Here is a 24936-nt window from a genome sequence, read left to right as displayed (position 1 = left end):
CGCATGATGAGGTGTGACGGGGAGCATGCTATTCGAGCGCTCAATAGCTGCGCTCACGATCCACCAGGCCCAGCATCGATTCACCCCGTTGATGCCGGCGGATGTTCTCCAGCAACACGCCAAAGGCACTTTCAGGCTGAGTCATCGCCGCGATGTGCGGGGTCAACAGTATCTGTGGATGCTGCCAGAATGGGTGATCCATCGGCGCCGGTTCCTGCTCCAGCACGTCCAGCACCGCGGCGCTGAGCTGGCCGTCGGCAAGGGCTTCAAGCAGGTCCGCTTCCACCAGGTGCCCACCTCGGCCCATGTTGACCAACGCTGCGCCCTTGGGCAAGTGTTGGAACAGCTGGCGGTTGAGGATGCCTCGGGTCTGCTCGGTCAACGGCAGGACGCACAGCACTATGTCGCATTGACCGAGAAAGGCCGACAATTGCTCGTCGCCGGCAAAGCACGCGACCCCGTCGATGTGATGCGCGCTGCGGGCCCAGCCCGACAAGGCAAAACCAAAGGTCTTCAAGCTGGCGAGTATCTGCCGTGCCTGCAAACCCAGACCCATGACGCCCACCCGGCGTTGCCCGGCGGGCATCAGCCGGTGCGCTTGCCAGCAGCGTTCGGCCTGTTGCTGGCGATAGCGCAACATGTCCCGGTGCAGGCTGAGCACGGCGAAACTGGCGTACTCGCACATGCCCTGGCTGATGCCCGGGTCGAGCAAGCGCACCACCGGCAGCGTCGTTGGCAAGCGGCCAAGGTCGAGTTGATCCACGCCGGCCGACAAGGCGAACAGCACCTGCAGATTCGGCAACAGCGTTTCGACGTCGTCCGGCGCCTGCCAGGCCGCCAGGTACTGGATATCCCGTGGGTCGCCGATGTCTGGCCAGGCGCGCCATTCGACGTCCGGCGCGTGTTCGGCGAACAGGCGCCGCCAGTGTTCGCCGCGTACCGGGTCAGCTTTATAGAGCAGGGCCATGGGTCACTTCTCGCCTGAAATAAAGGAGCCCCTAGCATGCCTCAACGCCAGAGCAGGATCTGTCGAAAGGGCCGGCGTAGCAGCATCGCACTGCGTTGCAAGGTGCCTCTTGCGGCAGATTCCATGGGGCTGGAATGCCTCTGGAGGATTCTGCTGTTTGCCGGGGTGTAAACAGTCGATCCGAATTTCTCAACGACCAAGTTCGGCTTAGACAATCGTGTCGAACGCTTAACCTGTGAACACACCGCAGCCGCTTCCTGGGTGCGAGGCTCACGATGGGAAATGCCAATGAACAGTAAAGTCGAAGAAACCCCAAGTTTGCTCCGTCAGCGTGATCAATTCGTGCCACGTGGCCTGGTCACCGCGCACCCGCTGGTGATCGATCGGGCCCAGGGCTCGGAATTATGGGACGTGGACGGCAAGCGCTACCTGGACTTCGTCGGCGGCATCGGTGTGTTGAACATCGGCCACAATCACCCCAAGGTCGTCGCGGCCGTGCAGGCCCAGTTGCAGAAGATCTCCCATGCCTGCTTCCAGGTCGTGGCCTACAAGCCTTACCTGGACCTGGCCCAGCGCCTGTGCGAAATGATCGGCGGCCAGCACGCCTATAAAGCGGCATTTTTCACCTCGGGTGCCGAAGCGGTGGAAAACGCCGTGAAGATCGCCCGGGCCCACACCAACCGCTCGGCCGTGATTGCCTTTCGCGGCGGGTTCCATGGCCGGACCTTGCTCGGCACCACGCTGACCGGCATGAGTCAGCCGTACAAACAGAACTTCGGTCCGTTCGCCCCGGAGGTCTTCCACACGCCGTATCCGAATGCCTATCGCGGCGTCACCAGCGCCATGGCGCTCCAGGCACTGGACGAGCTGCTGGCCACCCAAGTGGCACCTGAGCGGGTCGCCGCCATCATCATCGAGCCGGTGCAGGGCGATGGCGGTTTCCTGTCGGCCCCCGCCGAGTTTTTGCAGGGCCTGCGCGCATTGACGCAAAAGCATGGCATTGTGTTGATTCTCGATGAAATCCAGACCGGTTTCGGTCGCACCGGTAAATGGTTCGGTTTCCAGCACGCCGGCATCCAGCCGGACCTGGTCACGGTCGCCAAGAGCCTCGCCGGTGGCTTGCCGTTGTCGGGTGTGGTCGGCAAGGCCGAGATCATGGACGCTCCGCTGCCGGGTGGCCTGGGCGGTACGTACGGCGGTAATGCGCTGTCGTGCGCGGCGGCGCTGGCGGTGATCGAGGCGTACGAGCAAGAACAGCTGCTGGCCCGTGGTGAAGTCCTGGGTAAGCGCCTGCGCCAGGGCCTGCTGCACCTGCAAACCCGTTACCCGCAGATCGGCGACGTGCGCGGCAGCGGTTTCATGCTGGCGATCGAACTGATCAAGCATGACGACACGCGCACCCCGGACGCCGACCTCAACCAACGCCTGATCGACGAGGCCCGGGCCGGCGGTTTGCTGGTGATCAAGTGCGGGGTGTACCGCAACGTCTTGCGCTTCCTGGCGCCGCTGGTCACCAGTGAAGCGCAGATCGACGAAGCGTTGCAGATTCTCGACGGCGCCTTGGCACGCGTCCTCGGCTGATGCCGGTGTTCATGACGTTTGCCTGGGCAAGCGTCAGTGGCGGTTAATGGAGCGTTGATCGATGGGACATCATCGGAGGCTTTACAGATGAGGCTGACTGAATATCGGGCGTTGTTGATCGACTGCGATGAGGTCCTGGTGGATCGGGACTCCGGCGTCTGGACGGCGTTGCAGCCGTTGCTGGAAAACCATGGCGAGCCGTTGGACAAAGCACAGGTGCTCGCCGATTTTGACGAAGTGCTGCAAGCCTTGTACCCGCGTTTCGGCGAATTGGGCTTCAGCGGCTTGCTGTGTTTCGCCCACCGTCAATTGGCCGAGCGCTGGAAGCTCAAGGTCAGTTGGGAGGAGGGCATGAGCTTCGCCCGCTCGGCTGCCGGTTGGACGCTGTTCGAGGATGCGCCGGGTGCGATGCTCTACCTGCGCAAGTTCTATCGGTTGTTGGTGCAAGGGGATCGCGATGCCGAGGACCGGGGCGTGTTGTGCGAGCGCCTGGGCATCGAGCCTGATGATTTTATTTCGCTGGCGAGCGACCCGTTGCAGGATCACGATTGGCTGGCGGCCAATGGCCTGAGCGCCGAGTCTATTCTCCAGGTGACCCGTCCCGGCGCCCGCCCACGGTCGGTTGGGGCTGTCTGCCTGATCTGCCGTAACGCCGACATGTCTCCCGCACCCTGTGCGGCGGACTACTGTATCAACAGCATGGCTGATCTGGTCGCTCAGCATCAGCTGTCCTTACGACGCTGATTTTGTTAGAAGATTGTCTTACAAACGGCAGGCAAGAGGTATGCGATGGAAGGTTTAGCGAAACTGGACCGGATCGACATCAGCATTTTGGTAGAGCTTCAAAAAGATGGCCGCATGACCAACGTCAGCCTGGCCGATGCCGTGGGCTTGTCCGCCAGCCCATGCCTGCAACGGGTCAAACGACTGGAGTCGTTGGGGTACATTTCCAGCTACAAGGCCCATCTGAACCTGGCCAAGATTACCGACTCGGTGACGGTCTTCACCGAAGTCACCCTCAGCGACCACAAGCGTGAGGACTTCGCCAAGTTCGAATCCAACATCCGCCTGGTGGATGAAGTACTCGAATGCCACCTCATCAGCGGCGGCTACGACTACCTGGTGCGTTTCATGACCCGCAGCATCCAGGACTATCAGGACGTGATGGAAAGCCTGCTGGACAAGAACATCGGCATCTCCAAGTACTTCAGCTACATCGTCATCAAGTCACCGGTGCGCAAGGATGAGATTCCATTGCGTAAGTTGTTGCGGCATTGAATTCGAACCCCCTCCTGAAACAACTGTGGGAGCGAGCTTGCTCGCGAAGGCGTCGGCCCATTCAGCACTGATACAAGCAGGCCCACCGCTTTCGCGAGCAGGCTCGCTCCCACAATGTTATGCCCGGTGTCCGCAAAGCCTGAATCCACCCCAAACCCCTTGTGGGAGCGAGCCTGCTCGCGAAGGCGTCGGCCCATTCAACACTGATACAAGCAGGCCCACCGCTTTCGCGAGCAAGCTCGCTCCCACAATGTTATGCCCGGTGTCCGCAAAGCCTGAATCCACCCCAAACCCCTTGTGGGAGCGAGCCTGCTCGCGAAGGCGTCGGCCGATTCAGCATTGAGGCAAGCTGACCCACCGCCATCGCGAGCAAGGGATCTGGGCTTTTATTCCTTGAGGAAGGTCAGCAGATCCTGATTGAGGCGATCCTTGTGCGTCTCGGTCAAGCCGTGCGGCGCACCAGGGTAGACGATCAGTCGAGCACCCTTGATCAGCGCTGCCGAGGCCCGGCCTGAAGCGTCGATAGGCACGATCTGGTCGTCATCGCCATGGATCACCAGCGTCGGCACGTCGAATTTCTTCAAATCACCGCGGAAGTCGGTCGCCGAGAATGCCGCGATCGAGTCATAGGTATTCTTGCTGCCACCCTGCATGCCCTGCACCCAGAACGACTGGATCAGCCCTTGGGATGGCTTGGCGCCCTTGCGGTTGTAGCCGTAGAACGGGCCCGAGGCAATGTCCAGGTACAGCTGCGAGCGGTTCTCCAGGGACGCCTTGCGCAGGCCATCGAACACCTCGATAGGCAAACCACCGGGGTTGGTGTCTGTCTTGAGCATCAACGGCGGAACAGAGGACACCAGCACGGCTTTCTTCACTCGAGCGGTGCCGTGACGGCCGATGTAGCGAGCCACTTCACCGCCCCCCGTCGAGAAGCCCACCAGCGTGACATCCTTCAGGTCCAGCGCTTCAATCACCGCCGCCAGGTCATCGGCGTAGTGATCCATGTCGTTGCCTTCCCACGGCTGGCTGGAGCGACCGTGGCCGCGACGATCGTGAGCGATCACGCGATAACCCTTCGAAGCGAGGAACATCATCTGGCCTTCCCAGCTGTCGGAGTCCAGTGGCCAGCCGTGGCTGAAGGTCACGACCTGACCATCGCGCGGGCCCCAGTCCTTGTAATACAGCTGGACGCCATCCTTGGTGGTGATGTAGCTGGCGGACTGGACCACGCTGCCGACAGCAGACGCGCTGGCAGCGGCCTGGACCGGCGACGCGGCTTCGGCGCTGAGGGTGGCCAATGCCAGGGTGGCGACAGCGAGGGTGCGGTTGAATGTGTTCATCGTTTCTCTCTCCATAAGGTCGGTTTGATCTGCGGCGATCGTCGTCGATCGCGTTGGTGGGCAGATTAGAGAGAGAGGCCGAGGACGAGAACGGCGCCGGTATCGATAGCAACTATGGGAAAATCGGATAGCTGCGTTTCGCTTCGGTTACGTGTCAATGGTCGGCGCGGGTTATGGTGACCTTGTGGCGAGGGGATTTATCCCCGCTGGGTTGCGCAGCAACCCCAAAATTTAAGGGGACTGCTACGCAGCCCAACGGGGATAAATCCCCTCGCCACAATTGGCTGTTCTGTACAGACTCACACGTGTAAAAGCGGCAGTGTCTTCAGCCCACTTGGCGTTTGAACATGCGCAACCAGGTAGGGCGCCGAAGGCGCTTGCAGTGCGTGAAGATGAACCGGGCCAGAAAAATTCATGGCCGTCAGGATCGCTTTGATTTTTTCCGGATCCGTATGAAAGACATCCAGCGCCAATAGCGCGCAACCCTTGTCCTGGAGCGTGTCCGCCGGATGAAGCCCAGGCGCCCATTGAATGAGGGTGGGGACTGATCCATCCATGGGAAGGCTTCCATCAGCCGGTATGGTTATTTGCCAGCTCAATGTTCCTCTCGTCATGGGTTCGACATCCCCGACAAGGCCAGGGCAGGCATCACGAGCGGTGTGAATATCATCAGTGCGTGCCACCCAGGTCGCCAGGTGTGCCGGCGAATGGGGGGCCAATTGATCAAGGCCGAACCAGCGTGCCCGGTCCGGACGTATGGCGGACGGGTCCACGGCAATCACTTCGAGGTAGAGCCCGGGGCCAAGGTGCAGCAGCCTGTTATGGGTGCCCATGCGTGAATGGACGCCGCCCGGTTGAAGGTCGACGCCCAGCGCGTCAGTCACGAACGCGCAGCCGGTGTCGAGGTCCGTTGCCACGATGACGAGGTGATCAATAGTGGTTTTCATGTGTTCATCCGTCCGTGGGTTGGGAAGTATCTGTCGCCATCAACCAAAAGAAGGCATCGGCCCCAGCGAGTGCAAGATCCACATGACCGCCGCCACTGCTGCCAGCACCGCGACCACAATGCCGATCAGCACCCATTTCAGGATTTTCTGCCCTTTCGACGGCTGGGGCCTTGGTGCGTGTGCCTCTACCGTGTGCCGAAATTCCCCGGCGCATCGCGGGCAAGCAGCGGTGTCGTAAGGGAGGAGGGACCCGCATTGCTCACAGTTTGTCATGTCGTCACTTCGAGGCTCAAAGGAGGGGTAGCCCTTATGGGCTGGTAAAAGCGGACCGAAAGCGCGTGGCGTCGGTCGCTTAATATTTGTAGACGATGCCCAGCCTGCCCATGATCTCCAGGGTGTTGATCAGGCCCAGACCGTTCATGGGCAGGCAGGCGAAGGCCTGGTATTCATCGAAGTGCGTGCCGATGGCCAACAACTTCAAATCATGGGCCTCCAACTGGGCGTTGAAGTACTGCAGCAGTGCGCGTTCCCAATCGTTGGCGCGGTTGATGGCATCGATGGCTTTACGCTCAGGCGCAGGGATTTCAATGCCCAACTGCCGCAGCGGGGCGAGGGCATTGACGGCATCGATCCCGTAGGACGACCACTCCTTCCATTCGAACCCCGCCAACTGATTGGCCTCGGTGAGCGCTGACTCGACCTGCGTCCAAGCCCAATCCCACTGCCCGGTAGGCGCCGGCATGTTTTGAATGAGCGCCTGCGCGCGCGCCTCGTCGAACAGGCAATCAAACAGATCGGCCAGGGTATCGGCCAAATCGGGCTGCGGCCCTTGCCCCTGGGTGTCCAGGTCGTGGCTCAAACGCTGCCACAGACTGCCCAGCTCGGCCCAATCCTCGTCGTCCATGTCGTCATCGATCACCTGGGCCTTATGGCCGCGCAGGTAGTTATCCAGCCGTGTCTTGCGCACCCGTACGCAGCCCTCGGCGAGATCGACCTCGTAGCTGCGGTAATCCAGGTAGTTGGTCTGGAACACGATGCGGTCAGCAAATACCTCGTGGGCGAGGCTTTCCTCAGCGTCGAAATACGCCGCGCCTTCGAAATCGCCATGGGCGGTGATGATGCGTTGAAACGACAGTGGGTCGATCGGATTCATGTGGGTTGGGTCACAGGGAGAAGGGCGAAAGGGAAGCGCCGCGTACGCTGGCCGATATCCGGATCGCGCTGATCGTACACCAAGGCCTGGGGGTTGCTAAGGGGCGGAATGTGGACTGCGTCAACAGTTGGGCGTGTGTTTGGGTCTATGCTTACCTTGCCCCCTTGAATCAGGCCCGTCCATGCACAAACACCGAACAACCCACCGGGAGAACCTGTGAGACATTCGACACCGGCTGCAGCGCTGCTCTGCCTATTGCTCGGCACGGTTGATGCCGGGGCCGAGGAGTATCAAGTCGTCACCGAAGAGTGGGCACCGTACAACTACCAGGAAAACAACCAACTCACCGGCATGATCACCGAGATCGTCCGGGCCATCATGACGCTGACCGGGAATGACTTCGAGGTGCTGTTGCAGCCGAGTATGCGAGCGAGCCAGATGCTGAGGAACCGGCCCAAGACCATCATGTACTCCATGTTTCGCACGCCGGAGCGCGAGTCGTTGTACAAATGGGTCGGCCCGATCGTGGAAGAGTCCATCCACCCCTATCAACTGGCCAATACGCCCCCACTGGACACCTTGGAACAACTCCTGAACGCCCCCCAGATCACTACGCGCCACGCCGGCCTGGTGCCCCAGAGGCTGCAGTCACTGGGCTTCAACAACCTGGACAAAAGCGCCACCGAGAGCAAGCTGCTCTACCGCATGCTGCTCGCCGGGCGCACCAACATCATCATCGGCGACACCGACGCGGGCGTGGCCTATTACAGCCGTCAGTTGAACATCGCGCCGGGCACCTTGCGACGGATCCCTATCGAGCTGTATCGCTCATCGCTGTACATCGCCTTCAGTCCTGACAGTGACGATGAAGTGGTGGCGGCGTGGGCCAGTGCGTTGGAGAAGTTGCGGCGTTCAGGGGAATTGGAGCGGATTCAGCGGCGGTATGAGGGGGCGGTTGGGCGGTGAGCGCGCGGAACCGGCGAAAGCCGGTCCCGCAGACCTTCACTCACTTCACGCTCTGCACATGCATGTCGATGGATACCGAGTCATTTTTGTCAGTACTGGCGTGATAGAAGAACCCATAGTCAACCAAGTAGTAATAGTGCTTCAGCGGCACGACTGTTGAGCTTGGGCGCTGTTCACGGCAGCTCAACGCCTTGGCGTTACCGCTCAAGGCTGGGTTCAGTCGTTTGGCTGGCCCTTCACTGTCGACGGTGCAGTCGAAGGTTTTCGGTTCCTTGCCCACGGTGCCGATCAGATTGCTGGTGAGGCTGCCCTGGCGGGTGAAGCCCAGTTGACCGCCCACAGGCATACGCTGCCAATCGCCACGGAAACTCAGGCTGTCGACCACCTCGGTGTTCTCGGAGTGCGTGGCCTGCTCTGTGCCTGATAGCCTGATCAGGCCGCGCCAGTTGATCTGGCGGCCATTGAGGTTTTCGCTTTTGTGAACAATGCGCAGCTGCCCGGTCACAGGGTCAGTGGACAGAAAATACTCAGTACGCTCCGGCCAACTCTCCTGGGAATGACTGGCGGTGCCTGACAACTCAATGTAAGTCAGCGTCTTGGCCGGGGCCGGCATGTGCAGTTGCTCAATGCTCCTCAACACTCCGGGGTTGATGTCGGGCAGGGCATCCGCCGCGATCGGTGCTTTGGTACGTGACTTGAACGTCGGCAGAGTGGCAATGGTCGTCGGCGCGTTGCACACGAGTTCAAACACCTTCAACTGATCCTGGTCGGCTGATGTCATCGCCTTGGCCTCGGGAAACATCTCGATTTTTCCGTCAGTGACCTCGTTATTGGCATTGAGGTAATAACGGGCCAGCAGCGTGACGTTTCGCGCTGCGCAGTCCAGCGTGTACTGCTCGCGGGTCTGCGTGAAAGGAGAGTTACTCAGCGGGTTCAGGCGGGTCTGCGGCTCGTCGTACGCCATCCAGAATTGCACCTGTTTACCGCTTTTGCGCACGCTGCTGTTATCCAGCAACAGCCACCGTTCAGCGTCCCCCTTCATCACCTGGCGCCAATCCGGAGCGGGGAGATTTTTACACGCTTGGGTGAACTCCCGGTTGTTCATCAGCGTGGCGTGATAACGCTCGGGCAACGCTGTTGGCGGGGCATAGCGGCCGCTATTGTTGGCGTAGGAGCGGCGGAGCATGAACGAGTAAACCAGGTTGACCTGGGGCCTGGAGCAGGCCGCCGAAAACTGAACCGTTTGCCAGAAGGGTAAGTTCGGTTCGCGGGGGGCGAACACCTGGAAGTTGATGACGTCGCCTTCGCGCATCAGGCTGTTGGGCGTCAACGGCTGAGCGAGCAGGGTGGCTTGCTTATCGGCCGGTGGCTGTTGGCTGGCGCAGGCGGTTAGCAGTACTGAGGCGATGAGAAGGGTAGGGCGTTGCACAGATGTCTCCGGTAAGTCCATTGAGGGAGGCAGGGTGGTGCGATGTCTTGGGGCGGGTAAGGATAGAGGGAGTGGTGGAGTTTGTCGCGGGGATGTTATTTGGATCGCTGTACAACGCGGGGCTTAGAAACGAAAACGGTTTTACTTTTTCCTCAAATTCCGACGATTCAATTTCGGATATACAAAATCGAAGTAACTGTTTATTCGTCTTGCATAAAATCTCATAACGAACGATGGCGAAGCGCTATTGACTTTGGCTAAATTGAAGCTTGAATAAAGTAAGCGCATTCATAAGGGGAGGTGGTTATGAGGGACATAATGTTCCTTTGAAAAGAGAGGTGGCAATTGGCAAAGGTCTGGAGTTCAGATGGCTGTGCGGCACGATGAAACGATGCTGTTTTATTGGCTGATCTGAAAGTCTCAGGAGAGAGAAATATGTCTCGCGCGTCTGCATATTAGGGTATGTGTCGGTCAAGAGCGCGACTCTCAGAAAATCGCAGTCATCTGCTCACCTACACAGAAGATGGGGAAATGAGCTGGTAGCTCATCTACACCCTCAGCCCTCGGCACATGATGGACAGGTTAGAATAAAAATAGACAAGTTTCTTCAGGGAGAAGTGATATGAACCATATTTCACTCATTGTGCTTGTATTGTTTGTTGCAGGTTGTACTGCGGGGTCTGGGTTTTCTGAGCGTGACAGAAATGTAATAAATACCCCCGACTATTTTGATAATAGAGTATTTTATGTATCGCCAAATAAGGAGAATGATGTTTATAAGCTTTCGCGTTCGGATACATTAAGTCCAGATGAATCCTCCGATATAAGTCATGGCAGCCCAATATCCGTAATTTTGGATAGCGTCACATTGCCGCGTGCGGATAGCTCCCGGACGATGGATATTGCTATCGTGATAGAGGTTGGGGCGTCGGATAATGGAACTAGCACCCCAATTGTCGCTTGGTACCAGAGAGGTGTTAATCCGGACCAAGCGCTAAATTTTTCAAATTTATTGCTGTATTTTGAACCGCGCTGGGATGCTCGAATAGCGCCTCTGTTTCATATTAGAGTTATAGATGTATACGCTGAAAAAAATCAGGAGGCCCGAGATGCATTGGCCCAAGTTAGCCAGATCTCCCAATCGTTAAGTCCAATAGCGTCAGGAGTGAATCAAGCTGCCTTTAGCTTGGGTGTAAAAGCAGCGGGGTTGATTCTTTCGAATCGAGATAACAGACAGCTTCTTGACTATACAGTGCAGTTTTACTCTTCCGAGACTATCAATAACTCATACGGCTCAGACCTTACGCCGCTGAGGAGAGGGCGCTTTATTCTTCTAAGTAGGCCTATAGATAAAATTAGCACGAGTTCGTATTGGAATACGTTCAGTGGAACCTTTGATCCTGCTTCAAAAAATGTCATTTCCCAAGGTCAAGTTGTAGCCTCTCCAACCGTCACTGTTACCGTTTCAACCGCGCAAACAATTGTCCCGGTATTGGTGTCGTCTCGATCTTTATATCTACAGTCGTTGCTAAGTGATTCCCAGCAAAAAAATGCGGCAAGCATTGAGAACGCAGCTGCGTCAGTTCTTGGGGCCGCAAAAACATATTCGAGTATAGATCGTCTTAGGCGGCTGCGTACTAAAAGAAGCTTGGAGCAAGTAATCGCGTTAGAAAGAGATCAGGCTGCTGCTACAAAAGTTAGTGATGATGACAAGGCTATGATTAGAGCAACATTGAGCGAGTTAACCGGTTGTCATCTTGATTCTTCCGATAAGGTCACTCTGTGGGCGGACGCCAACCCAGAGCCTGAGTTCGAGGAAAGAAAATTTAGATTGAAAGGGGGTGTTTGTGGATAAAATGTTAGTTGTCGTGCTCGTTTTTACTTTGGGTCTTGGCCCCTACGCACGGGGGGCTGAAGTTACTGGATGGGTTACTGTTTACCCTTCTTACAAATCCCTAAAACCACCGGAAAGAGCTTCCGAAAATAGTGCTGTGATTATTTTAAGTGAAAACACTCCGTCCGGTGGCTTAGGGATGTCTGAAGTGACTACTAAAAAAAATGGCGAATTTTCCTGGGAGGCGCCGAATACTTTGTCGACTGAACTGTCCCTTATGGCAAGGCATCGGGAGAAACCAAATAGCTATGAAATGAGGTCTTCATATAAATTTGAGTTGGTCGATAAGGGCGTGAGTCTCAATGAGATTGCCCTTGTAGAAACCAATCGATTAGCATCGGATCAATATTCAATAGCCAATAAGAAGTTGAGCGATCTCGCCGCTCAATACCCTTGCTTAACACATGGCAAAAGTCACGCAGCAATAGAAACCTGCTGGAGGCGAGATCCTGCGGCGTTCGAGGGAGCATATCCCCAAGCGCGTAAGATTCTGGCCGAACTTGAAAAAATCAAAATTAAAGATAATTACAGATATGTGTTTTCTGAAAAAATACACCTCATGACGTTGCTGACAATGTACTGCGCACAAAGTAAATTTTCTGAATTTGATCAGGGCTGGATAGATCAAGAAGATCATGCGAGAGAATTGAGGGAGCAAGTGTTTTCCCTGTATGAGTGCGCCAAAGGAAAGGGGGTGGAAGTCGAAAGCCTTTCATATCGAGAGGTTAGAAATTATATAGCAAGTCGAACTGGCGAGCGGAGCAGTGACGCTGTCAGGGGGTTGCTAAGGGTATGGCTTGATACTTATTACTCTGAAGCGAATACTACAGAAGCGGCAAAAGTTGCGGATTTCATAAGGCTAAACCAGTATGTAACAGAGTGGGAAGGGTTTGTTACTTTGTTGCATGGCGTCGCACGCGGACCGTTTCTTCATTCCGCAACAACGCTTACTCCTCAAAGTGTAGACGACGCAAAACGTGAGCTCATGAGCCTGTAGCTAACTTCAGCCAGACGTATGGGCAGGCGCAACCCGTGCGTGAAGAAGGGGGGGAATCGGGGGGCAGGCCATGGTTATCAAATTATGGTCTGGTCCCGATTTTCCTGCGGGGATATGGAGCTGCTCTCTCTGTATTCACGAGGCGAACAGGTCATGATGCGCTTGAAAGCGTGGCTAAAAGCACTGTCGGAGTCATAGCCCAGCTTTTGTGCTATGGACGAAATGGTGGTGTGGTTTGTTTTCAACAATCTCGTAGCTAATTGCATGCGCCAGCGCAAGACGTACTCTAAAGGGGTGACACCAGATTTTTGCTTGAATCGCAAAGCGAAGGTCGAGCGAGAAACACCCGCGATTTTGGCAAGGTTCTCGACCGTCCAAGAACGCGCCGGATCGGCATGCAAAATCAGGGTCAGGCCACGGTTATCAAATTGTGGTTTGACCCTGAGGGGAGGCTTTCTACCGCTCTTGATAGTACTGCGCCCTACGCCTGGCCTCTTCCCGCTCCATTTCTTCATAATGCTTGCGCTCGTCCCGCTCCCTCTCTTCATGGCGCTCGCGGTGTTTCCTGTCTTCTGCTCTATTCATTTCCCGCTGGTGTTCCCAGTGGCGCCTGTTTGCCTCTCGATAGTCCTGGTTCCGATCACCGGCAAATGCACCTGCTGAGGTGAAGCCAATCCAGGTGAGTACAAACATGGCAGCCATTTTCATGTGAGAGTGTCTCTGGGGTGGATGTGTGCAGGTGGTGCCATTGGTGGCTTGCGGTAGACCATGAGAAGGGGCGCAAGTGCTGATCAGGCTGCTGTTGCACCGCTATGTTCGCGTGGGAAGTCCGAAACGCGACACCGAGCATTAAACAACCGAAAGAGGGTTGAATCAGCTTTTTTGCTTCGACCCAGACCAGAGCAGGGAAAGCAGCGTACGCGAGTCCATTAAACGCTCGTCGGTCCTCAGCAGGCTTGGAAGCACATGCCATGGATGGTTGGCGCTGCGATGATGATGCAGATGCAGATTGATGTGATAAGGCCAAATGAAAAACCTTCCGACACATCCCACTTTCCATGCGTAAGTCCATTGCTGCCAGCCTGGGGTTACATCAGGCCCGCCACTGTGTTCGGCGATGCTACGAATTTTCTGTAGTAGCGTTCCCAAAGTGGCGAGTGGCAAAAACCATAACAGCACGATAAGCATCATGGTCTGGGCGCTGGTTTGCCAGGTGATGAACGACAAGAGGGCGAGCCAGATAATGCCCGCAGCGGCGATCGGCCGGGTCATCTTCGGTGATGCTCCTCCCGCCTCTCTGTAGGCGCGCAGATTGCGCAGCGTATTGATGATGAACAGATCCCCCAGCAATTGCCTGAGCAATAATTTCCCGGACAGTGGTCGGAAGTTCCACGGCTGCTGGTGATAAAGAAAGCGCCGCTCCGGATCTTTCGTTGATCCCGTGTGCTGATGATGCTCGAGGTGCAGTGGCCGATAGAACTCAATGGGCACCGTACCCGGAACACCGATGGCCACGTTGATCAAAAAGTCATTGATACCGCGATGACGCGTCAGGTGATAGTGAGTCGCGTCGTGGTACAGAATGAACAGCGCGTGTTGGCGCGCGGCAATGATGACAAACGCCAGGCAATAGAAACGCCAGTCCGCGGCATACAGCGCAATGCGCAACGTCACGATGATGCACAACCATTCAAGCAGGATGGCCGCCAGGGTGCGCAAATCCACCTTGAGGCGACTCAGCGTGATGGTTGCCAAACCCGCTGCTGCGCCAATGGCTGCTCCATAGACCACATCGAGCAGCACATGTTGGCCCGTCGTCAACACGGTGATTGCCAGCATCAGGCTCCACAGCGCGAAGACCCATGCCTGGCGGACACGCAGATAACCCAGCACAACGCTGATAGCCACCGGCAATGCCACATGTCCGCTGGGTGACGCCGCTAGCGGTGAGTCAATGCTGTAGAACCACGTTAGCCACTGCGACGGGCTATCCGGGCGCTCAATAAGGGTTGGCCAGAACAGGTGGCTCACCAAGCAGGTTCCAGAGGCCAGGGCCCCGGCAAAAAAAACCGGTAACAGCCAGTCGCAGCGACGCCCGAGAAACACGAGCGCGGGCATGATCAATAGATAGCTAAGGTACAAGGGGAGTGTGTAGGGCAGTTGCGCAATATGCGCATCGATACCGCCGGGCTGAATAACCCGTACCGGCCCCATCGGGAAGTGCGTGACAAGAAAATACAGGACCCCCGTCACAACGGTGTAGGCCAGCAGCCAACTGACGGGGCGGGTCACCCTTGAGGCATTGACAGGATGGTGTGCGACAGTGGATGACATGATCAAGGCGCCTGGGTAAACGAGGAGGGCGATGAATGGAAGTCTACGTTGCATTGGCCGATTGATCTGGCCAATATCCGTCCCCCCTTGCTTGCGATGCTGAAGGTCTCCATGAGTTTGAGTGCAACCTCCGTTGAATGCGCCCATCTGCATCTGAATGAAATTGATCGGATGTTCGAGATTTATGCTGCGTCCTACGACGACACCTCGCGAGCAAGGTTTGATCAGGATTTCCAGGAAAAAACCCACTGCATCGTATTACGGGATGCGGGTGAAGTAATCGTCGGATTCACCACGCTCAAACTTTATGAAAAAACCTGGTCTGGCAAACCGATCAGGGTGATTTTTTCGGGCGATACCATCATTGATCGTGAACACTGGGGAAGCCAGCAACTGGCCTTCGCCTGGATGCGACTGGCGGGGGAGATCTGGCAGGAGCAGTCTGAAATCCCTCTCTATTGGTTGCTGATCTGCAAGGGTCACCGAACGTACCGTTATTTAGGCGCCATGGCGTTGAACTATTCACCCCGAGCCGGGGCCATGACGGATTCTGGCGTCCAGGCGCTGATGGACCACTTGGCGATCGATCGTTTTGGTGAGGCCTATGATCCGAAAACGGGTGTTCTGTCCTTCAAGGTTCCACAAGGTCGGCTGAGCACGGAATTGGCACAGGTTCCTGCGCCTCACCTGCGTCTGGCAAACGTATTGTATTTTCTGGAAAGAAATCCTTTTTACGCATCGGGTGATGAGTTGGTCTGTTTGTGCGAGCTGCACCCCAATAATTTACGGCCGATGGTGCTGCGCTTGTTTGCTGCCGCTCAACCATCGCCATGCTGATCCGCCAGGCAAGCGCCGCGGACAACCTGAAATTACTCGACTTTCAGGCGCAGCGGGCGATGCAGGGTGGCTTGCCGATGCGGTTTGACCGTGGGCCGGACTATTTCGCGCTGCATCGTTGTCACGCCACGGATCATCGAACCTGGATAGCGGAAAGCGAGGTGGGCGAACTGAAAGGCATCGCCAGCCTGGTGGTCCGCGATGGCTACCTTAATGGCGGTATCGAGCCGGTGGCCTATCTGGGGGATCTGCGACTGGTGCCCGACCGGCGTTTGTCGAAGTCGTGGATGGCCGAGGTCAAAGTGCGGCTCGAAGCGTTGGCCCATGAAACCGGTGCGCAGCACGCGTATTGCTGTGTCATTCGCGGCAATAGGCTTGCGGCTCACTCGCTTCTGGGGGGGCGGCGAGCCAATCCGCTGATGCTTTCGCACTGGCGTGGCTATAGCAATGTCTCCGTGTATGGTCAGCGGGGATGGAGCAGCGCGCCAAGAACGCTGGAAAGCGTCCGCATCGTTCGAGCCCAGCCGGCCCATACGGATGCACTGCGGGCATTTCTCGACAGCGAGTCGGCAGGCCAGCCCTTTGGTTGCGTCTTTAGTGAAGCGCAGTTTTCGCGACGCCTGGACACCTGGCCGGACTTCGGTATCGAGTCATTTCTCCTGGCCTTGGACGCCCGTAACAATGTGCTCGGTTGTGTGGCCCCTTGGGATGCCGGGCGTATCAAGCGGGTGGTGCTGGAAAAGCTGCCCTTGCCACACCAGGCGCTTCGCCTGGCTTTCAACGCCTGTGCGCCAGTCCTGGGGCGCCCTGCAATCGCTGCACCTGGCGAGGCACTGCAGGACATCTACCTGACTCATCTACAGGTGCGGCAGCGCAACCCGCACATTTTCGCTGCGCTGCTGGATGCCGCTTGGGTGCGCGTTCGCGGTCAGTACGCGTTGATGCAAATGTGCTTGTATGACAATGACCCGCTTTGGGCTGCCATGAAACGTTATCGTAGCGTCACCCTTCCCATGGACCTGTATACGGCGCCCTGCGTCGGCAGTGCGTCAGCACTGGCACCGGTGGACGCGGCGCGTATTCCGGGGTTTGAGATCTATCTCGTCTGATTGCCCCGGCCGGGCTTGGTCTCGTGCAAGACGTTCAACAGCGCCAACCAGAAACGGGTCGCATCAAATCCACCGCCGCCCAAAACAGGTTGGCCGTGATCGAGGTGCGGCAGGCAAATCTGCGGCATGCCCTCGAGTCGCTGATGGTCGAGGTAAAACTGACCGTCATGGGCCCAGCCGGGTCGCCGTGCATTGAGGCGTGCGTGATGCGTGTCAAAACCAGAGCTGGGCGCGCAGCTCCAACTGACGACATGCGCGCAATGCAGGTCAGGGCCCAGATGATTGAGCATGTGAGCAATGTGCGGGTCGCGCAGGCGGCTGATGTCTCGTGTGCCATCGGCCACCCACGGCATTTTTGCAAACACTCGACGAAGGTGATCCAGAGGATATCGTTGGGCCGGTTGCCACGTGCTGCAACCCAGCACCTCATCCATGACCGTCGACGGGCCTGCCGGCGGTTGCACCAACGCCACGCCGTCGCACGCCTCACTCAAGACGCTGTTCTGTAGGAGGGCTGCAAGTGCATCGAGCCCCCCCTTACTGTGCGCCAACACAACAAATCGCTGGCCTGGCTTGAGTTCGGCAGTCAGTACCTTGTCGATAGACGTTCCTTGAGCCATCACCCCACGCGAAGAGCGCACGGGCATGCGCAGAACCTGATAGTTCGAGCGCCGTAACGTCTGGGCGCAATCTTGAAAACAACGTGGCAACCATTCGGAAAACAGCCCGGCAACCAGCACCACCAACGTACTTCGAGGAAGACGTGGCACGGGGGCATGCCAGCACGCGATAAATTGCTCTGTCCAATCAAGGTGTGCAGCAGGCCTCGCCCATTGCGTTGCTGGAAAGTGAAGTGGCCATTCGTCAAAGCCTTCTGGTATCCAGGTTTTTTTTTCCGGCGAGGATGGGCTCATGGCTTGGGCTCAGCGAATTCATCCAGTCTTCGGCGGGCCGCTTCCAAGGCTTCACTGTTGTCGAGCTTATCGGGGTGAAAACCAGGAATGAACCAGGCCAGCCAGCTCGGAAATGCACGGGTCAGCGGGCCAGGACTCACAAACAACCACCATTGCAAGCGCGCCCACCCTCGCCAGTTACGGCGTTGCCCATCGGTCCCTGCAAGTTGGTAAATGAAATACAGCACATCGACGGCGAAGTACGCGGTCATTATCAGCATGACCCCGCACCGCATCAGGTATCGCCAAAGTGGATTGCGCACAACCCGGCACAACACGTCGTAGGCGACGGCCTTGTGTTCGGTTTCTTCTATGGCATGCCAACGCCAGAGCATGGCCATCCTCGAATCGGCACCGTTGAGAACAGCGGGATTTCGCAAAAGCTGATCAGAGAGAATGGCCGTGAAATGCTCCAGGCTGGCGGTCATGGCCAGACGAGTCGCTGGCGTAAATCGATTGCCAACCTCTTGTCGGCGCAGCAGCAGTTGTTCCAGTGCCTCAACAGGCGCGCCTTGTGCCGCGAGTAGCTGGTTATACAGCCTGTGCTCACGAATATGCGACGCCTCCTGATAAACAAACGCTTCAACCGCGTTGCACAGCGAACGATCGGTTTCTATCTCGGTACGAAAGTGCGTGACGCTATCAATGAACAGCTTTTCGCCGAGTGGAAACATGATCGACAGGCCATCAAAAAAACGCGTGACGTGAGGCCAGTCACGGTACCAATAACGGGGAATTCGCTCATCGAGAGCAAAGCGTACGTTGCGCAGGGGAATTTTTGCGGCAGGTGGTTTTGCCGCCGAGCACCAGGACAAGAGGCCTTTGAGATACGACATATCGACGGGTGCGGCCCTGAAAAACTATAGGCTATCTCTTTTGTCATTGATCGTGTAAATGGATATCCGACTTTCCATGGGACCTCTTATGCGCAGTTCTGGTGACATTCCACCCTCTAGTCGTTACGACGTGGCCAATCTGTGTGTACTGATGCTGCAGACATTGGTTTGGGGGGCGACGCTGACCTGGTTGTCACACACGGATGCGGGTTGGCCCAAGTGGCTTGTGCTGATGCCTTTTTGCCTGGTCATGCAAGGCGTCTTTTCGATGATGCACGAGGCCTTTCATGGGCTGGCCCATAGTCAAAAAAAGCTGAATTATTTCGTCATGTGGTGGGCTTCAACCCTGTTTGGTGCATCGGCTACGCTCATCCATATCAACCATCTGGGGCATCACACGCGTAATCGCACACGAGCAGAGTTGGCTGATTTTGCCAGCGCAGACGAGTCGTTGCTGCGCAAACGAGTCGAATACTATTTCGCGATTCTGGGGGGTATCTGGTTCGCAGCGTTTATCGGCAGTCTTTTGTTGCCGCTACTGCCGGCACGTATCACGGACAGGTGGTCGCAAACCGCAGAGGTCAATACGTATGCGGCGGCCTTCAAGGACTTTTCAAAAAGCGATTTCAGCCGTATCCGGCTGGAGGCGATCGCCAGTGTCGCGGTGTGGTTATCGGCCGGGACAGTGTTGGGATGGAAGTGGCCTGTCGTCCTGGTGACCTACATCGCTTTTGCTTTTTCCTGGTCTTCGCTGCAGTGGGTCTACCACATGCGCACACCGTTGGACGTGGTGGAGGGGGCCTACAACATGAGGGCGCCGCGCCTGGTCCGCTGGGCATTTTTGAATTTTAACTACAACCTCACCCATCATCGCCAATCAGGACTGCATTGGCAGCAGATGCACCGGGCCTCGAACCTGAAGGAAACCCGGCCATTGTGGTTTGGCTGGCTAACGGTTTTCTTGCCGCCCCAGCGTTTACCGGATGACGTGACGCAACTCGACAAGACCTACTTTTGATGAGTGCCAACAATGGCGCCAAACGCGCGCTGTGGAAACGTTTCATAGACAGTGCCCAACCCCTGCTGGATCGGTGGCACGAGCAACTTGAGCAACCAGAACTGACGCAAGAACGCCTGTTGCAGCGATTGCTAAAGGCCAACAGTGATTGTGCGTTCGGGCGTGCCCACCACTTTGCGCGTATCGCTGATTCAATGCAGTTTCGCGACAACGTCCCGATTCACGCTTACGCGCAACTGCATCCCTGGATACAGCGAGCCCAACAGGAATCGGAACCGATCTTGACATCCCGCCCGCCACTGTTCTTTGAACGTACAAGCGGTAGCAGTGCGCTGCACAAAGCGATTCCTTATACACGCGACTTTCTCTCTGAAATGCACAGCGCTTTAGGCGTCTGGCTTGCGGATATGCACCGTCAAGTCCCCGGGATCAGCCATGGCTCAGGCTATTGGTCAATGTCACCCCCTTTGCAAGTGCCGGTGACGGGCCCCAATGGTATTGCCGTTGGTTCAGCCAGTGACCTGGAGTACTTGAGCGGCAGCAGCATTGCCGGGCTGGCCGGGACGTTGTTGATTCCAGAGTTCGCCGGCGATCTGTCCAACTGGCGTAGACAGACCCTCCTGGCGTTGGTGGCAGACGCTGATTTGAGTTTTATCAGTGTCTGGAGCCCTACGTTCTTGACCAGTCTGTTACAGCCAATTTTCGATGGCGAAACCGCTGAGCATGAGCAGACGTTTGCATGGCTGGACAATGCGCTTCCCGCCGCCCGCAGGTCTGCGTTGCGTCGCGCGCGATCCCAAGGTGTCTGCACCGAGTTATGGCCACGGCTGGCAGCCGTCAGTTGCTGGATGGATGGCCCCAGCCGCAGCTACTACAGGCAATTGGCGGCGCGCTTCCCTCAGGTGCAATGGTTACCTAAAGGGCTTTTTGCCACCGAAGGTGTGGTGAGCGTGCCATTTGGTGACGGGCCGGGATGTCCCTTGGCGATTGGCAGCCATTATCTCGAGTTTCTCTGCGAAGACGGTTCGCTACGCAATGCCCACTCCCTGCGCATGGGCGAAAGCGTGCAAGTGCTGCTGACAACCGGTGGCGGCTTGTATCGCTACGCATTGGGGGACCGGGTCCGAGTCGTCGGAATGCTGGGGGCTACGCCGCGTGTAGAGTTTGTGGGGCGTACTACGGTGACCAGTGATCTGGTCGGAGAAAAGCTTGATGAGCACATCGTGCAGAGCATATTTGACCGTTGCCTCACCACGACAGGGGCTGCTTGCCTGATCCCCAATGCTTCGGCCATGCCACCGCATTACCTCGCGCTGGTGGCGACATCTGAAGACCTGGATGCAAGCGCGCTGGCGCTGGCGGTCGAGTCGGAGCTGTCCAACGCCTTTCATTACAACCAGGCACGCAGACTTGGGCAGTTGGGGCCTCTTCGGGTTCGCCTGCTCAAAGGCAGCGCTGATCTGCTGGCTCAAGTACTGCAACAGGCGGCGGAGTTAAGCGGTATCCGCGCCGGTGACGTCAAACCTCGCCCTCTTATCAATCGGCTCGAGACAGCCGAGGCCATTCTCGCGCTAACGGAAAGCTCATGTCGGCATCTTTAAATCCCACCTTCGAGGCACCTTGCGATGCAACCCTCGAACAATGGTATGTGGCTTGCGCGCAGAAAGAGCTGCGTAAGAACACACCTTACAGGGCAAAAATCCTCGGACTGAACCTGGTGCTTTTTCGTCAGGGTGATGGGCAGGTAGCGGCGTTGCTGGACCAATGCGTGCATCGGGGAACCCGATTGTCCGCCGGCAAGATTTCCGATAATTGCCTCGTCTGTCCCTACCATGGCTGGCGCTACGATGCCCAAGGGCACGTGGTTCATATCCCCAGTGTCGGCGATAAACAGTGCTCATCGCCATCAGGCGAGTACCGGTACAAACAGCGTCATTTTGCCGTGCAGGAACTTGATGGCTTGATCTGGGTATACACCGGTGCAGGTGACCCGCAGGCCAAGCCTGTGTTCAGGCTACCGGCTTACGCTGACCAGCGCTGGCAGAGCTATTTCATGATCAACACCTTTGAGGCCGACGTAGGCAGCCTGGTGCAGAACTTCATGGACGTGCCGCATACCGTATTCGTGCACGAGGGCATCTTCAGATCCAGCACCGGTCGTTCGATGGACGCCACGCTCGCGTGTAAAGCGCGGAGCATTGAAGTGACCTATCACGATGACGGGGACAAGATTGGTGTCATGAACTGGCTGAGTAATCCTGACGGCGAGCCGCTGGTTCACACGGATCGTTTTTTTGCGCCCAACGTCACGCGCTGCGACTACCAGTGGGGCGAGCGTTCGGCTTTTTTGATCATCAGTCAAATCACGCCAATCGATTCACGTCAGTCGCGCGTCTATACCTACATTGCCTACCGCTTCCGCCTACCCCGTTGGGTACTGCGGACGTTGCGTCCGTTCATCCATCTGTACACCCGCATCGTCATTCGCCAAGACGTGAAGATCATTCAAGCACACCGCCAAGGCCTTGATAACGCACCGGACTTCAAGCCGTCCAATGTGCAAGCGGATGCCATACATGTCGGTGTCGAGCAGCTACTGACGGCGGTCAGGCTAGGCGAGGATTTGCCACCGGCACAGCGTCGTGAGAGCCGGATACGGTTTGAGCTTTGATGGCGGCGACAAAAATACCTACCAAGGCTCGAATAACTAAAGGGAAAGAGACCAATGCCTCATGCGGTTTTCGTCAGTAGAACGATTTTATTTGGCGACTGTGATCCGGCAGGCGTGGTGTACACGCCGCGATTTTCGTATTTTTCAGTAGAGGCTATCTATGTTGCACTTGATCAGTGGCTTGGCAGGCCCGGGCTTAGGACACTCATGGGCTTTGAAATATTGCCGCCGGTACGCGCCATGTCCATGGAGTTTCTGGTGCCTTTGACGTGGGATGATGAGTTATCTATCAAAGTCAGTGTGGCGAAGGTGGGTGTTCATTCATTCACGTTTCTGGTCGAAGGGTTTGTTGTTGATGGGCCCTTATCTTTTGTGGCAAATGTCACTCATGTATGTGTCTCGCCGGAAACCAAGGAGGTGGTCGCCGTTCCCGCGCAGTTGAGAGCGCTTCTTTCATAACCCGCTGGAAAGACCTTCGTCCGGACAGAGAAAGAGACGATTTCAGGTGCTGGGTCTGGCCCTGAAACAGGCATGAACTTGGTTCAGGACCAGACAAATCCGCTCTTCTTAGAAACTGTACTTGGCGGTCAGCAGCATATTGCGCGGGTTGCCATAGGCGTCACCGCCATAGCTCACGGAGTTGGCGATGGTCGAGTAGTACCGGCGGTCGAAGATGTTGTTGGCGTTGACCTGCAAATCCAGGTTCTGGCTGACCCGGTAGCCGGCCATCAGGTCGGTGATCGCGTAGCTGCCCTGTTCGAGGCGGTACTTGCTGCCATCAGCCAGCGGGATGTCGTTGTACAGGCGGCTCTGCCAGGAGACGTTGCCGCCCACGCGCAGTTTTTCCAGCGGGCCCTGGAAGTGGTAGCTGGTGGTCAGCTTGAACAGATGCTCCGGTGTGTCGGGGTCGAACTGCTTGTTTACGTTCTGTGGGTTGGCGGCATCCTTGATGGTGTGTGTTCGCGCGTAGGTATAGCCACCGCCGACTTGCCAGTTTTCGGTCAAGGCGCCTTGCAGTTCGAAGTCGATACCCTGGCTGCGAATCTCGCCGGAGGCTTCGTAGCATTCTGCCTGTGGGCAGTCTGCCGGGGGTATCTTCACCGCGCGGTTCTCTTGATCGACGCGGAACAGCGCCACGCTCGCATTCAGCGCGCCATCAAAATATTCGCCCTTGATGCCGACCTCGTAGTTCTTGCCGACGATCGGCTTGACCGGGCTACCCGAGGTATCCTTTTCGCGCTGCGGCGTGAAGATATCGCTGTAGCTGACGTAGACCGAGTGGTGGTCGTCCAGGTCGTAGATCAAGCCGGCGTAACGGGTGAGGTTACGGGTGACCTTGTAGTCGGTGTCGCCATCGCGGTTATCGTAGTCGTACCAGTCCAGGCGTCCGCCGAGGATCAGCTTCAACGGGTCGGCCAGGCTCAGGCGTGTGGTGAGGTAGACGCCGTCCTGGGTGGTCACTTCGCGCTGGTTGTTGGTATGAACGAAGTTCGGTTTACCCCCATTGATCGGCCAGTTCATGTCGTACGGGCTGTAGTTGTGGATGGTCGTGTCGTTGATGCGCTTGCTGGCGCCCACCACCAGTTCATGGCTGCGCCCGAACGCCTCGAAGGGCCCACTGGCAAAGGCGTCTACGCCGGCCTGGTTTTCATCGAAGTCGGCCTGGTAAACCGTGCGGGCCAGTGTGTTGTTGTCCCAGCGCGATTGATAAGAGCCGGAGAACAACGCGTTCTGTTCGGAGTAGTTGGCGTTGACCTGAAGGTTCCAGTCATTGGCCAGGCGATGACGAACTTCGGCGAATACGGTGTTGATCTCCTGATCCTTGTTCTCCCAATCCGTCCCCGGATTATAGGAGCGTGGCAGGTCCAGATGATGGCCGTCCTGGCCGATCATCGAAGACCCCCAGAAGTAATTGGTCTTGTCCTTCTGGTGGGAAAACCCCAGGGTCAGGGTGGTGTCCTCGCTCAAGTCCGCTTCGGTGACCGCATAGAACAGGCCATGATCCTCCTCGACATTGTCGATGAAGCTGTTGGCGTCCTGGTAAGAGGTCACGACCCGGCCGCGCAACGTGCCACTGTCGTTGAGCGGGCTGGAGGCATCGACCTCGCCACGGTAGTCGTCCCAACTGCCGGCGGCACCGGTCAGGGTGAGTTTCTGCTCGGCCAATGGCCGCTTGCGGATCAGGTTGATGGCGGCCGAAGGGTTGCCTGCACCCGTCACCAGGCCGGTGGCACCGCGCACCACCTCGACTCGATCAAACATCGCCAAGTTAGGCTGGGAGCCGACGTTAACGCCGTCGTAGCCACTCGGGATGCCGTCATACATCAAGTTGTCGATTTCAAAACCGCGTGCCTTGTAGGTCTGCCGACCAGGACCAGAGGAAAAGTCCAGGAACAAACCGGGCGTCGCCTTGACCACGTCGTTGATGTCGGTCATCGCCTGGTCATCCATGCGCTGGCGCGTAATGACGGTGACGGCTTGCGGGGTTTCACGCATCGTCAGCGGGAGTTTGGTCGCGGTCGACATCGCGCCGGTGGTGTAGGACTCGGTGCCTTCCGTGGTGCTCCCCAGTTGGCCACTGCCGGAGACCTCGGTTGCGTCTAGTTCCAGGGTGGCGGGTGGGGTG

The 24936-nt window shown here is 57.2% G+C and carries 22 protein-coding genes; 12 read left to right on the top strand and 10 right to left on the bottom strand.

The features are described from left to right. Positions 1–40: 40 nt before the first annotated feature. Positions 41–967 (bottom strand): glyoxylate/hydroxypyruvate reductase A, encoded by a 927-nt coding sequence (locus B0E42_RS00725; RefSeq protein ID WP_077505255.1) that lies wholly within the window; start codon positions 965–967, stop codon positions 41–43. A gap of 288 nt (positions 968–1255) precedes the next feature. On the opposite strand from B0E42_RS00725, the gene gabT reads away from it, so the two are divergent. The 3 genes from gabT to B0E42_RS00710 all read left to right on the top strand — a co-directional run bounded on the left by gabT (position 1256) and on the right by B0E42_RS00710 (position 3826). Further along, complete coding sequence (gabT, locus tag B0E42_RS00720; protein WP_077505253.1) at positions 1256–2548, top strand: 4-aminobutyrate--2-oxoglutarate transaminase; 1293 nt, start codon at positions 1256–1258, stop codon at positions 2546–2548. An 87-nt stretch (positions 2549–2635) separates the two neighbouring features. After that, positions 2636–3292, top strand: a complete 657-nt coding sequence (locus B0E42_RS00715) for a hypothetical protein (RefSeq protein WP_018601222.1) — start codon at positions 2636–2638, stop codon at positions 3290–3292. Between the two features lie 45 nt (positions 3293–3337). Beyond that, positions 3338–3826: an Lrp/AsnC family transcriptional regulator gene (locus tag B0E42_RS00710; RefSeq protein ID WP_003203167.1), complete on the top strand. Its 489-nt coding sequence runs from the start codon at positions 3338–3340 to the stop codon at positions 3824–3826. Between the two features lie 386 nt (positions 3827–4212). Here the strand turns inward: B0E42_RS00710 and B0E42_RS00705 are convergent, their stop codons facing one another. From B0E42_RS00705 to B0E42_RS00695, 3 genes are all read right to left on the bottom strand, one after another. Beyond that, positions 4213–5166, bottom strand: coding sequence for an alpha/beta fold hydrolase (locus tag B0E42_RS00705; protein WP_077505251.1), 954 nt, complete (start codon positions 5164–5166; stop codon positions 4213–4215). Positions 5167–5465: 299 nt separating this feature from the next. Then, positions 5466–6113 (bottom strand): VOC family protein, encoded by a 648-nt coding sequence (locus B0E42_RS00700; RefSeq protein ID WP_077505249.1) that lies wholly within the window; start codon positions 6111–6113, stop codon positions 5466–5468. Positions 6114–6465: 352 nt separating this feature from the next. Further along, positions 6466–7266: a hypothetical protein gene (locus B0E42_RS00695; protein ID WP_077505247.1), complete on the bottom strand. Its 801-nt coding sequence runs from the start codon at positions 7264–7266 to the stop codon at positions 6466–6468. Between the two features lie 216 nt (positions 7267–7482). On the opposite strand from B0E42_RS00695, the gene B0E42_RS00690 reads away from it, so the two are divergent. Continuing rightward, positions 7483–8232 (top strand): ABC transporter substrate-binding protein, encoded by a 750-nt coding sequence (locus tag B0E42_RS00690; protein WP_077505246.1) that lies wholly within the window; start codon positions 7483–7485, stop codon positions 8230–8232. A gap of 40 nt (positions 8233–8272) precedes the next feature. Here the strand turns inward: B0E42_RS00690 and B0E42_RS00685 are convergent, their stop codons facing one another. After that, the gene (locus tag B0E42_RS00685; protein WP_053189261.1) at positions 8273–9661 is read right to left on the bottom strand and encodes a surface-adhesin E family protein; all 1389 of its coding nucleotides are present in this window, start codon (positions 9659–9661) and stop codon (positions 8273–8275) included. A 622-nt stretch (positions 9662–10283) separates the two neighbouring features. Here B0E42_RS00685 and B0E42_RS29445 point away from each other — a divergent pair. Beyond that, positions 10284–11516: a hypothetical protein gene (locus tag B0E42_RS29445; protein ID WP_139353061.1), complete on the top strand. Its 1233-nt coding sequence runs from the start codon at positions 10284–10286 to the stop codon at positions 11514–11516. Continuing rightward, complete coding sequence (locus B0E42_RS00680) at positions 11509–12552, top strand: hypothetical protein (protein WP_139213149.1); 1044 nt, start codon at positions 11509–11511, stop codon at positions 12550–12552. Before B0E42_RS29445 ends, B0E42_RS00680 begins: the two co-directional genes overlap by 8 nt. A 77-nt stretch (positions 12553–12629) precedes the next feature. Here B0E42_RS00680 and B0E42_RS00675 read toward each other — a convergent pair whose 3' ends face one another. Both B0E42_RS00675 and B0E42_RS00665 read right to left on the bottom strand, forming a co-directional pair. Continuing rightward, complete coding sequence (locus B0E42_RS00675) at positions 12630–13067, bottom strand: helix-turn-helix transcriptional regulator (protein ID WP_256578252.1); 438 nt, start codon at positions 13065–13067, stop codon at positions 12630–12632. A gap of 358 nt (positions 13068–13425) precedes the next feature. Then, positions 13426–14886: a fatty acid desaturase gene (locus tag B0E42_RS00665; RefSeq protein ID WP_077505275.1), complete on the bottom strand. Its 1461-nt coding sequence runs from the start codon at positions 14884–14886 to the stop codon at positions 13426–13428. A gap of 171 nt (positions 14887–15057) precedes the next feature. On the opposite strand from B0E42_RS00665, the gene B0E42_RS00660 reads away from it, so the two are divergent. Beyond that, positions 15058–15723 (top strand): hypothetical protein, encoded by a 666-nt coding sequence (locus B0E42_RS00660; RefSeq protein WP_168188486.1) that lies wholly within the window; start codon positions 15058–15060, stop codon positions 15721–15723. Then, entirely contained in the window at positions 15717–16832 is a 1116-nt protein-coding gene (locus B0E42_RS00655; protein WP_077505242.1) for a hypothetical protein, read from the top strand. The genes B0E42_RS00660 and B0E42_RS00655 overlap by 7 nt, the downstream gene beginning before the upstream one ends. On the opposite strand, the gene B0E42_RS00650 is transcribed toward B0E42_RS00655, so the two are convergent. Next, positions 16820–17746 carry a hypothetical protein gene (locus tag B0E42_RS00650; RefSeq protein WP_168188485.1) on the bottom strand — a complete coding sequence of 309 codons (927 nt, stop codon included), beginning with the start codon at positions 17744–17746 and terminating at the stop codon, positions 16820–16822. The genes B0E42_RS00655 and B0E42_RS00650 overlap by 13 nt on opposite strands. Continuing rightward, on the bottom strand, positions 17743–18621 hold the full coding sequence (locus B0E42_RS00645; RefSeq protein WP_168188484.1) for a metal-dependent hydrolase: 879 nt from the start codon (positions 18619–18621) through the stop codon (positions 17743–17745). The genes B0E42_RS00650 and B0E42_RS00645 overlap by 4 nt, the downstream gene beginning before the upstream one ends. Positions 18622–18709: 88 nt before the next feature. On the opposite strand from B0E42_RS00645, the gene B0E42_RS00640 reads away from it, so the two are divergent. Genes B0E42_RS00640 through B0E42_RS00625 form a run of 4 tightly spaced genes read left to right on the top strand, consistent with a single transcriptional unit; the run spans position 18710 to position 22769 of the window. Continuing rightward, entirely contained in the window at positions 18710–19639 is a 930-nt protein-coding gene (locus B0E42_RS00640; RefSeq protein WP_077505273.1) for a fatty acid desaturase, read from the top strand. Next, positions 19639–21240 (top strand): GH3 auxin-responsive promoter family protein, encoded by a 1602-nt coding sequence (locus tag B0E42_RS00635; RefSeq protein ID WP_077505240.1) that lies wholly within the window; start codon positions 19639–19641, stop codon positions 21238–21240. Before B0E42_RS00640 ends, B0E42_RS00635 begins: the two co-directional genes overlap by 1 nt. After that, complete coding sequence (locus tag B0E42_RS00630; RefSeq protein ID WP_077505238.1) at positions 21225–22310, top strand: aromatic ring-hydroxylating dioxygenase subunit alpha; 1086 nt, start codon at positions 21225–21227, stop codon at positions 22308–22310. The genes B0E42_RS00635 and B0E42_RS00630 overlap by 16 nt, the downstream gene beginning before the upstream one ends. A 54-nt stretch (positions 22311–22364) precedes the next feature. After that, positions 22365–22769, top strand: coding sequence for a thioesterase family protein (locus tag B0E42_RS00625; RefSeq protein ID WP_077505236.1), 405 nt, complete (start codon positions 22365–22367; stop codon positions 22767–22769). A gap of 108 nt (positions 22770–22877) precedes the next feature. On the opposite strand, the gene B0E42_RS00620 is transcribed toward B0E42_RS00625, so the two are convergent. Next, positions 22878–24936 (bottom strand): TonB-dependent siderophore receptor (locus B0E42_RS00620; protein WP_139353060.1); only part of this gene is annotated, 2059 nt, incomplete at its 5' end.

This window comes from Pseudomonas sp. A25(2017) (assembly GCF_002001065.1).
Classification (GTDB): domain Bacteria; phylum Pseudomonadota; class Gammaproteobacteria; order Pseudomonadales; family Pseudomonadaceae; genus Aquipseudomonas; species Aquipseudomonas kilonensis.
This window is presented reverse-complemented; position numbering and strand designations above follow the sequence as displayed.

Coding starts and splice junctions, on each gene's coding strand:
- B0E42_RS00725 (WP_077505255.1), bottom strand. CDS start 967: ATGGCCCTGCTCTATAAAGCTGACCCGGTACGCGGCGAACACTGGCGG.
- B0E42_RS00710 (WP_003203167.1), top strand. CDS start 3,338: ATGGAAGGTTTAGCGAAACTGGACCGGATCGACATCAGCATTTTGGTA.
- B0E42_RS00650 (WP_168188485.1), bottom strand. CDS start 17,746: ATGAGCCCATCCTCGCCGGAAAAAAAAACCTGGATACCAGAAGGCTTT.
- gabT (WP_077505253.1), top strand. CDS start 1,256: ATGAACAGTAAAGTCGAAGAAACCCCAAGTTTGCTCCGTCAGCGTGAT.
- B0E42_RS00630 (WP_077505238.1), top strand. CDS start 21,225: ATGTCGGCATCTTTAAATCCCACCTTCGAGGCACCTTGCGATGCAACC.
- B0E42_RS00655 (WP_077505242.1), top strand. CDS start 15,717: ATGCTGATCCGCCAGGCAAGCGCCGCGGACAACCTGAAATTACTCGAC.
- B0E42_RS29445 (WP_139353061.1), top strand. CDS start 10,284: ATGAACCATATTTCACTCATTGTGCTTGTATTGTTTGTTGCAGGTTGT.
- B0E42_RS00640 (WP_077505273.1), top strand. CDS start 18,710: ATGCGCAGTTCTGGTGACATTCCACCCTCTAGTCGTTACGACGTGGCC.
- B0E42_RS00715 (WP_018601222.1), top strand. CDS start 2,636: ATGAGGCTGACTGAATATCGGGCGTTGTTGATCGACTGCGATGAGGTC.
- B0E42_RS00700 (WP_077505249.1), bottom strand. CDS start 6,113: ATGAAAACCACTATTGATCACCTCGTCATCGTGGCAACGGACCTCGAC.
- B0E42_RS00695 (WP_077505247.1), bottom strand. CDS start 7,266: ATGAATCCGATCGACCCACTGTCGTTTCAACGCATCATCACCGCCCAT.
- B0E42_RS00625 (WP_077505236.1), top strand. CDS start 22,365: ATGCCTCATGCGGTTTTCGTCAGTAGAACGATTTTATTTGGCGACTGT.
- B0E42_RS00645 (WP_168188484.1), bottom strand. CDS start 18,621: ATGTCGTATCTCAAAGGCCTCTTGTCCTGGTGCTCGGCGGCAAAACCA.
- B0E42_RS00665 (WP_077505275.1), bottom strand. CDS start 14,886: ATGTCATCCACTGTCGCACACCATCCTGTCAATGCCTCAAGGGTGACC.
- B0E42_RS00660 (WP_168188486.1), top strand. CDS start 15,058: ATGTTCGAGATTTATGCTGCGTCCTACGACGACACCTCGCGAGCAAGG.
- B0E42_RS00705 (WP_077505251.1), bottom strand. CDS start 5,166: ATGAACACATTCAACCGCACCCTCGCTGTCGCCACCCTGGCATTGGCC.
- B0E42_RS00635 (WP_077505240.1), top strand. CDS start 19,639: ATGAGTGCCAACAATGGCGCCAAACGCGCGCTGTGGAAACGTTTCATA.
- B0E42_RS00675 (WP_256578252.1), bottom strand. CDS start 13,067: ATGAAGAAATGGAGCGGGAAGAGGCCAGGCGTAGGGCGCAGTACTATC.